The sequence below is a fragment of the Martinezella sp. CNPSo 3732 genome (assembly GCF_057784515.1).
This window is the reverse complement of sequence record NZ_JBXSOO010000046.1, coordinates 1-8,112: the sequence shown is the minus strand read 5'-3', so window position 1 is coordinate 8,112 and position 8,112 is coordinate 1. Positions and strand designations below refer to the sequence as shown.

Annotated in this window: 10 protein-coding genes; 3 read left to right on the top strand and 7 right to left on the bottom strand. The window is 59.7% G+C overall.

Annotated features, from left to right (window positions below):
• Window positions 1-74: 74 nt before the first annotated feature.
• From AC13RM_RS31265 to AC13RM_RS31255, 3 genes are all read right to left on the bottom strand, one after another.
• A complete protein-coding gene (locus tag AC13RM_RS31265) occupies window positions 75-1,049 on the bottom strand; it encodes an alpha/beta hydrolase family protein (protein WP_488556136.1) in 975 nt (324 codons plus the stop codon).
• A gap of 98 nt (window positions 1,050-1,147) precedes the next feature.
• Window positions 1,148-1,975, bottom strand: a complete 828-nt coding sequence (locus tag AC13RM_RS31260; RefSeq protein WP_374824988.1) for an AraC family transcriptional regulator — start codon at window positions 1,973-1,975, stop codon at window positions 1,148-1,150.
• 115 nt (window positions 1,976-2,090) lie between these two features.
• Window positions 2,091-2,378 (bottom strand): hypothetical protein, encoded by a 288-nt coding sequence (locus AC13RM_RS31255; protein WP_113231896.1) that lies wholly within the window; start codon window positions 2,376-2,378, stop codon window positions 2,091-2,093.
• 119 nt (window positions 2,379-2,497) lie between these two features.
• Here AC13RM_RS31255 and yihA point away from each other — a divergent pair, with 119 nt between their 5' ends.
• Entirely contained in the window at window positions 2,498-3,157 is a 660-nt protein-coding gene (gene yihA, locus AC13RM_RS31250) for a ribosome biogenesis GTP-binding protein YihA/YsxC (RefSeq protein WP_113231905.1), read from the top strand.
• Window positions 3,158-3,231: 74 nt separating this feature from the next.
• On the opposite strand, the gene AC13RM_RS31245 is transcribed toward yihA, so the two are convergent.
• From AC13RM_RS31245 to AC13RM_RS31235, 3 genes are all read right to left on the bottom strand, one after another.
• The gene (locus tag AC13RM_RS31245) at window positions 3,232-3,789 is read right to left on the bottom strand and encodes a fasciclin domain-containing protein (RefSeq protein ID WP_113231895.1); all 558 of its coding nucleotides are present in this window, start codon (window positions 3,787-3,789) and stop codon (window positions 3,232-3,234) included.
• A gap of 109 nt (window positions 3,790-3,898) precedes the next feature.
• Window positions 3,899-4,612 (bottom strand): anti-sigma factor, encoded by a 714-nt coding sequence (locus tag AC13RM_RS31240; RefSeq protein ID WP_374824983.1) that lies wholly within the window; start codon window positions 4,610-4,612, stop codon window positions 3,899-3,901.
• A complete protein-coding gene (locus AC13RM_RS31235; RefSeq protein ID WP_113231893.1) occupies window positions 4,609-5,148 on the bottom strand; it encodes a sigma-70 family RNA polymerase sigma factor in 540 nt (179 codons plus the stop codon). Before AC13RM_RS31235 ends, AC13RM_RS31240 begins: the two co-directional genes overlap by 4 nt.
• A gap of 285 nt (window positions 5,149-5,433) precedes the next feature.
• Between AC13RM_RS31235 and argB the strand changes: the two genes are divergently transcribed.
• Window positions 5,434-6,321: an acetylglutamate kinase gene (gene argB / locus AC13RM_RS31230; RefSeq protein WP_015338657.1), complete on the top strand. Its 888-nt coding sequence runs from the start codon at window positions 5,434-5,436 to the stop codon at window positions 6,319-6,321.
• Window positions 6,322-6,388: 67 nt separating this feature from the next.
• Here the strand turns inward: argB and AC13RM_RS31225 are convergent, their stop codons facing one another.
• Window positions 6,389-7,159 carry an isocitrate lyase/PEP mutase family protein gene (locus AC13RM_RS31225; protein ID WP_113231892.1) on the bottom strand — a complete coding sequence of 257 codons (771 nt, stop codon included), beginning with the start codon at window positions 7,157-7,159 and terminating at the stop codon, window positions 6,389-6,391.
• A 217-nt stretch (window positions 7,160-7,376) separates the two neighbouring features.
• Here AC13RM_RS31225 and AC13RM_RS31220 point away from each other — a divergent pair, with 217 nt between their 5' ends.
• Entirely contained in the window at window positions 7,377-8,081 is a 705-nt protein-coding gene (locus tag AC13RM_RS31220) for a pyrimidine 5'-nucleotidase (protein WP_113231891.1), read from the top strand.
• Window positions 8,082-8,112 lie beyond the last annotated feature (31 nt).

Sequence of the window (8,112 nt, the reverse complement as noted above, 5' to 3'; positions counted from 1 at the left end):
AGTTGGGTGTCCAACTTTCGGGGGTCAATTCAGAAGCGGGGCTTTTCTTTTGTGGCGGTGTTTCGCGCTTTCTTTCAGCTCTTCCGTTCCGGGGCGAGATTCTGGCGGAAGAATTCGAGGATATTCGCATCGAGCGACCTGTGAAACGCAGCCCGGTCAAATCCTGCCTGATCCGTGCAGATCTCTGGCTGGGACCTGGCCAAGCCCGGCGAGCATGGCGCCAGAAAGGCGAAATGAGCCGAACCGGGCACGACGTGGAAATCCGGCCTGTCAGGCAGATTGGCCGCCAGTGCTGCGACATTTTCCGGAAGCACGCCATCACCGCCATGTTCTGAACCCCAGAGCTGGATCGGAGCGTCGACTGCCTTCAAGCTTTCCTTTGTCGAAAAGAAGCTCAGCGGATCGGCAAGGACGAAGGCCTTTATGCGCGGATCTCGGGAAAGCGGTTCTGCCGGTATTTCGTTGCGGCGGATCTCGCCGCAGATCGGAGCCGGCTCAGGACAGGGAACCGAGGCGTCGTGAAAGTCTGGAACCGCCCCCGCGAGCACCAGGCCGGTATAGCCGCCGCGCGAGAAGCCGAAGAAACCGATGCGATCCGGATCGATTTTTTCCGCCTGCGGCCAGCCGGCAAGCAGGAAGTCGATCAGATGCTTGATGTCCCGCGGCCGCTGAAACATGATCGAGATGTCCCCCGACCGGCTGAGATCGGAAAAATTGTCGCCGGGGTGGTTGAGCGCCACCACCAGGAAGCCGGCATCGGCCAGCGTTTCTGCCACATCGTGATGATTGAGGGAGCCGCCGCCGTGCCCGTGCGAGATGACGATGAGCGGCAGCTTCCTCCCGGCGATCGGGCAATTGCGGACGGCAACAACCGTCATCGGTCCAAGCTTCACCTCCTCCGGTGGCGTCGCGCAGGGCGACCATACGAAGGCGCTCAGGGCCGGATTGTCTGCCGTTGCAGGAACCTGAATGGACGCCAGACCGGCCGCTCGAGCCGATGAGGCAGCCAGACCAAAGGCTAAGAGAATTCCAATCTTCAAGAAACGCATTTTCTTCTCCGGGAACGGGATCAAGGCAGGCAAGAACGAGTGATATCGCCGGCCCTGATGGCCGGCATATTCCATTCGGAAGTATGATCTCGAACAGTTCAGGCTGCGATGCGACGCAGCGGGATCAGCAGATCGGTGGCTATTTCGTGCTCCATCACCTTGGCGGGATGGTTGAGGTAGAGCTCGATTATCGGGCGGTCGTCAGGCTCATAACCGCTCTGCGGCAGCCAGCCGCCGAAGAGCGTCTGAAAGGTCGGTGAAATCAGGCTGTATGAACCCATGAGCCGATAGCAGGCATAGAGGCCGCCGGGCAGATCACGTCGTTCGAGCCCCTCGGCAACGACATCGCCTGGCGGCAGCATGACAGCGGCGAAATACCAGAACCCCTGCCCCTGTTCGGGGTCGCCGGAGCCGATGCCGATACGTGTCATCTCATGCCAGGCGCGCCCGCTGTCCCCCAGCCGTTGCGCAAGCCGGCGATAGGTGTGCGGTATCGTCTGGGCCGGCCCTTCATGACGCAATCCAAAGAGTGTTGCGGGAGGTCGGTCGTCGACCGTAACGGTGGGCAGATTTGCAGTGATCGCCTGTTGTTGCAGCTGGAATGCGGTCGGGGTGAGGCCGGTCATGCCGCGAAAGGCGCGGGCGAAGCTCTGCGAGCTGTCGTAGCCCGCTTCGAGCGCCGTCTCCGTGACCGAGGCGGGACTTGCGGCCAATTGATTTGCGGCCTGCGCAAGCCGCACCCTGCGGATCGTGGCGGCTACGCTTTCGCCTGTCATCGCCCGGTAGAGCCTATGAAAATGGAACGGCGAGAAGTGGGCAACCGCCGCCAGGCTTTCGACGGAATGGGGTGCAGCTGGATCGATCATGATCGCCTCGATGACCCGGGCAATGCGCCGACGATAGTTTTGTTCTGTAGCGGCTTTCATGGGATCGAGCCTTACCACGACTTGTGCGGCGCCGTGGTGCAGCAATTGCGGATTTTACAGGATCACCATCTGCTGCAGATCAAAATTCGGATCTAAGTCGACGGCTCAGGAGCGTTCAGTCGCGGAGGGCCGGGTCATTCCACCGCCGCGCCAGGAAGTTGCGGGCATCGGCGAGAATCCGCTTGTATTCGGGCTTGAACGGAGCAGTGAGCTGCTTTTCGAGATCCCCGAGCAAACCGTCCAATACCACGCATTCGGCAGGGCTTTCGAAACACAATTTGTCGGGGGTGTGCGTTGCCTTCGGATCGGACCAACGGGAGAGGAGCTCGAATAGAACCACCGCCTCCTTCGCATCAAGACGTATTTCTACTGCACCGTCATCTTTCAGCGCATCTTGCTCCATCAGCGGAGCATGACAGGGTACGCGCAGGTCCGCAACCTGTCACACACATCGATCAAAACTTGACTTTCATGGGCAAAACCTCGAAGCCAGACCATCAGAGCAAGCAAAAGACTGAGCAAATGGCAGATCAGACGACAAAAGACGACAAGCCGCTTTTCGGGCGTCCGTGGATCTTCATCCGCGGCGTGCCGTCGATGAAATTTCTGCCGCCTGAAGGGCCGCCGGAAATTGCCTTTGCCGGCCGCTCCAATGTCGGAAAGTCGTCGCTGATCAATGCCCTTGTCGGGCACAAGGGGCTGGCGCGCACCTCGAATACGCCGGGGCGCACGCAGGAACTCAACTATTTCGTTCCCGACGGCTTTTCCGGCGAGGGCGGCGACCTGCCGCCGATGGCTCTGGTTGACATGCCCGGCTACGGCTATGCCGAAGCACCGAAGGATCAGGTCGATGCCTGGACGAAGCTGGTCTTCGACTATCTGCGTGGGCGCACGACGCTGAAGCGCGTCTATGTTTTGATCGACAGCCGCCACGGTATCAAGAAGAACGATGCAGAGGTCCTGGATCTGCTCGACAAAGCCGCCGTTTCCTATCAGATCGTGCTGACCAAGACCGACAAGATCAAGGAAGCGGGCATACCGAAGCTGCTCGCCGACACAGCCGAAAAAATCCGCAAGCGCCCGGCCGCCTATCCAGGCATCCTTGCCACGTCATCGGAAAAAGGCGCTGGCCTTCAGGAATTGCGCGAGGCCATCGGATTGACGGTCGGCATCCAGGTCTGAGAACCGCTCCGATACAATGAGGCCGCCGCCCCCGACCCCGCGTAAGGCGACGGCGGCCGTGTTGCCGCTAAGGATTACATCTTCGGCAACAACACCTTGTCGACCACATGGATCACGCCGTTCGACTGCTTGACGTCGGCGATGGTGATGTGAGCGGTGCCGCCGGCCTCATCGGTCAGCGTCAGTTTGCCGCCCTTCTCCACGGCCTTGATCGTGCAGCCGCCGACCGTCTTCAGATCGTATTCGCCACCCTTGCTCATTGCCCATTTCTTGATGGCGGCAGCCATGTCATCGCCGGCGACGACATGGCAGGTCAGGATCTTGACCAGCTTTTCCTTGTTTTCCGGCTTGAGCAGCGTTTCGACGGTGCCCGCTGGCAGTTGTTTGAAGGCTTCATTGGTCGGCGCGAAGACGGTGAACGGGCCTTTGCCTTCGAGGGTATCGACGAGGCCGGCCGCCTTGACGGCTGCGACCAGGGTCGTGTGATCTTTGGAATTCACGGCATTCTGGATGATGTTCTTGCTGGTATACATCGCAGCGCCGCCCACCATCGGGTCCTTGGCATAGGCTAGGCTGCTTGCGGCCGACAGCATTGCGGCAGCGGCACCAATGCGAAACACGGTCTTGATCATAACGTCTCCTCTTCCTCTCTGTTGCCCCGATCAGGCGGGGTCGGAAGAAGATACGGAGCACGCGGATAAAGAGTTTCAGCCGCGATCGTTTTTCGGGAACCGAAATTCCTCAGGGCAAATGGATCGTGCCGGAAGCAACCACATCGCCCGTCGGTTTGCCGGTCGGCGAGCCCCCGAAGGGCTCGACACTGACGGCGATGATGGCGCCTTCAGTCAATTTGGCGTGAAGTTCCGGCGACAAGACGATTTCGCCATCGCCGGTCGGTGGCAGGATGCCCAGCGCCTCGGCGGGATCGCTGCCGCGAATCAGCCAGAGCTCCAGCGATTTCTCCTCGGGCTTGCCGGCGGCGACCGGCGTAATTTTCAGACGCCCGTTGGCGACGTCGTAGTTGGCGAGGAGATTGAAGGGACTGTTCTGGCCGGCAAGGGATGCGGTGAGCTGCTTGCCCGGGCTCGTGCGCAAGCCGCCTTCATTCGTGACGGCGAAGACGAGTACGCCGGCTGCCAAGAACAACGAGCCGAAGGCGACAGAGCGCCACAGCATCAGCGAATTCCAGAGATGAGCGCCGAAGGCCGCTTCGCCGAAAATCCGCTTTTCGATCTTCGGAAATACGGCGGCCGCAGGCGTCACTGCCTCATATTCCTCGTTGAATTCCGAGAGATTCTGCTCCCAGCGGCTGACGATGGCGGCAAACTGGCGGTCGCTGCGCATGCGGCGCTCGACCTTTTGCCGATCCTCAAGGGAAAGCACGCCAAGCACATATTCTCCGGCCAGGACTTCATCGCGGGAGCGGCCTCCCTTGCTTTGATCGGGCGTACTCATCGGTCCATGCACTCTCTCAGTCTTATCAGGCTTCGGCGCAGCCAGGTGCGCATAGTATTCAGTGGCACAGCGTGTTGATCGGCGAGCTCCTGGTAGCTCAAGCCCTCGACATAGGCGCTGCGAACAGCCCGCGCGCGATCAGCTTCCAACTCTTCCATGCACCTGTCAATCCGCCTTCCCTCTCCCTTGACGATTGCTTGCTCTTCGGGGCCGGGTTCCAGGTCGGCGAGATCGTAAGCGCTGTCTATTTCGTCAGCCACGGGCTTACGGGCACGGATGAAATCGATGGCGCGATTGCGCGCGATCGTCACCAGCCAGGCCATTGCCGGCCCTTCCGCAACAGCAAATTGCTCGGCCCGCTGCCAGACCTTGATATAGACCTCCTGCAAAACCTCTTCCGCATCCGCCTTGTTGCCGACGATACGCAGGCAAACACCGAGGAGTTTCGGGCTGGTACGCTTGTAGAGTGCCGCAAAGGCTTTCTGGTCGCGCATGGCAATGCGGCCGATCAGCGCTTCCGTATCCTCGCTCGCCATCCAAATCCCCGGGGTGCGACGCCTGCACCATCTTTAGAAGAAAACTTCGCTTCGGCAAATGTGTCCGCACCATCAATTTCCGCGACGCTAATGTGACATAGCGTCAACGACAGAGCAGCGCGATCTTTCAGATACGTTTTTCGCGCTTTAGATCTTTAATTTTGCGCAAGTCGCTGTCGCAAAACCGCTGAACACTTTTGCGCGACATGCTTTAATCCCGAGATCATTATTCCCTCTGTCAAAAACTTGAGATAAAAGGCCGCGATCATTTCCGAAGGGTGCACCATGTCCGAAGCCCAAAGCGAACTCCAAGCCAACCTGCTCGCACAGGCGCTGCCCTACATGCAGCGTTATGAAAACAAGACCATCGTCGTGAAATATGGTGGCCATGCCATGGGCAATGTCGAACTCGGCAAGGCCTTTGCGGCCGATATCGCCCTGCTGAAGCAGTCGGGCGTCAACCCGATCGTCGTCCACGGCGGCGGCCCGCAGATTGGCGCCATGCTGACGAAGATGGGTATTGAATCGAAGTTCGAAGGCGGGTTGCGCGTTACCGACCAGAAGACGGTCGAGATTGTCGAAATGGTGCTCGCCGGCTCGATCAACAAGGAAATCGTCGCCCTGATCAACCAGACCGGCGAATGGGCGATCGGCCTTTGCGGCAAGGACGGCAACATGGTTTTCGCCGAAAAGGCGCGCAAAACCATCAAGGACCCCGATTCCAATATCGAACGCGTGCTTGATCTCGGTTTCGTCGGCGAAGTGGTCGAAGTCGACCGCACGCTGCTCGACCTGCTTGCCAAGTCCGAGATGATCCCGGTCATCGCCCCGGTCGCTCCCGGCCGCGACGGCGCGACCTATAACATCAACGCCGACACATTTGCCGGCGCGATCGCCGGCGCGCTCAGCGCCACGCGCCTGCTTTTCCTGACCGACGTTCCGGGCGTCCTCGACAAGCAGGGTCAACTTATCAAGGAATTGTCCGTTGCCCAGGCCCATGCGCTGATCGCCGACGGCACGATTTCCGGCGGGATGATCCCGAAGGTGGAGACCTGCATCGACGCCATCAAGGCCGGTGTTCAGGGCGTCGTTATCCTTAACGGCAAGACGGCCCATTCCGTGCTGCTCGAAATCTTCACTGAGCGCGGCGCGGGCACGCTGATCGTTCCGTAAGTCAGCCTAATCTGCAATGTCTCAAAGGTGCTTCGCAAATGTTGATTGCGAAGCGCTGGCCGGTCCGTCAGGACGGCCGATAGATCGCTTCGGCCTCGCTTTTCAGCATTCCCATGACCGAGCGGTAAGGGGCCGGCCCATAGCTGATGCGGCTGACGCCCAGCTTTGCCATGGTCTCATTGTCCGGCGTCGTCGGGCGCACCATGATGTTAACAGGCAGAGGCGAACGTTCGCAAAGGGCGCCGATCAGATCCGGTTCGACCAGGCCCGGCGCGAAGAAGCCGCTGGCACCGGCCTCGGCAAAAGCATCGGCGCGCTGAAAGGCGTCGTCCAGCAGGAGCTGATGATGCGCCGTATCGCTTTCCTGCAGGAAAAGATCGGTGCGGGCGTTGATGAACAAGGGTATTTCCCGGCGATCGGCCATTTCGCGGATGGCGCGGATACGTGCCGCCTGCACCTCTATAGGATGAATGCCCTGGCCACCGATCACCTGATCCTCGAAATTGATGCCGATGGCGCCGTGATCCATGATCTTTTCGACATTAACGGCGACTTCTTCAGGCTCGACGGCATAACCGCCCTCGAAATCGACGGACAGGGGCAACGGGCTCGTCACCGAAATCAGCCTGGCGGTCACTGCCAGCAGCGATAGCGGGATTGCCTGGCCGTCCCCGAAACCATTGGCGGCGGCAACCGACCAACTCCCCGTTGCCAATGCCTTCGCGCCGGCTTCAGTGACAGCCTTGGCAGAACCCGCATCCCAAATATTGAAAAGGATCAGCGGCTCGCCCTTCTTGTGCAGCCGTGCGAATTCCTGCGCCTTTTCCACCTGACTCATCGCATCCCCTCCGAAAAGCCTGGCCGGGCGATTTCTCCTCCGCGACCCAAAAGAGCGTAAACTCCCCCTCACATGGCAAATAGAGTAAAACCCCGGAAATCAATGGTAAAATCATAGCCGGCATTAGATCGCACGGCAATCTCCCCCAAATGGCTGAGACGCGGCAGCATGAATATTTCCCTTCCCCCGCCCGGAGCGGGCGTGCCATAAGACGGGCATGAGCCAGACAAAAACGCTATCCGAGCCAGCAGATTTCTCCCACATCCGCGATTGGGTGTTCGATCTCGACAACACGCTCTATCCACATCATGTCGATCTCTTCGCGCAGATCGACAAGAACATGACGGCTTACGTCTCCGCCCTTCTGCAGATGGAGCGCGAGGAGGCTCGCAAGCTGCAGAAGCAATATTACCTCGATCACGGCACGACCCTGCAGGGTTTGATGATCCATCACGGCATCGACCCGAACGACTTTCTGGAGAAGGCACATGCGATCGACTATTCGGCACTGACGCCGCAGCCGGAGCTCGCCGCTGCCATCAAGGCGCTGCCGGGACGCAAGTTCATCTTCACCAACGGCAGCGTCAAACACGCCCAGGCGACGGCCGGCGCACTCGGCATCCTCGATGGCTTCGACGACATTTTCGACATCGTGGCGGCCGACTATGTGCCGAAACCCGCCGGCAGCACATATGACAAGTTCATGAGCCTGCACCGCGTGGATACGAAGAAGGCGGTCATGTTCGAGGACCTGCCGCGCAACCTCGCAGTGCCCAAGGCGCTCGGCATGAAGACGGTGCTTCTCGTGCCGCAAAATCTCGAGACGACGGTGGTCGAATGGTGGGAGCGCACGACCGGCGAGGACGATCACATCGACTATGTGACCGACGACCTCACCGCTTTCCTCAAAGCGCTGGTTTAACAATCCATTTGAGCACTTCCAGGAAAAGTGC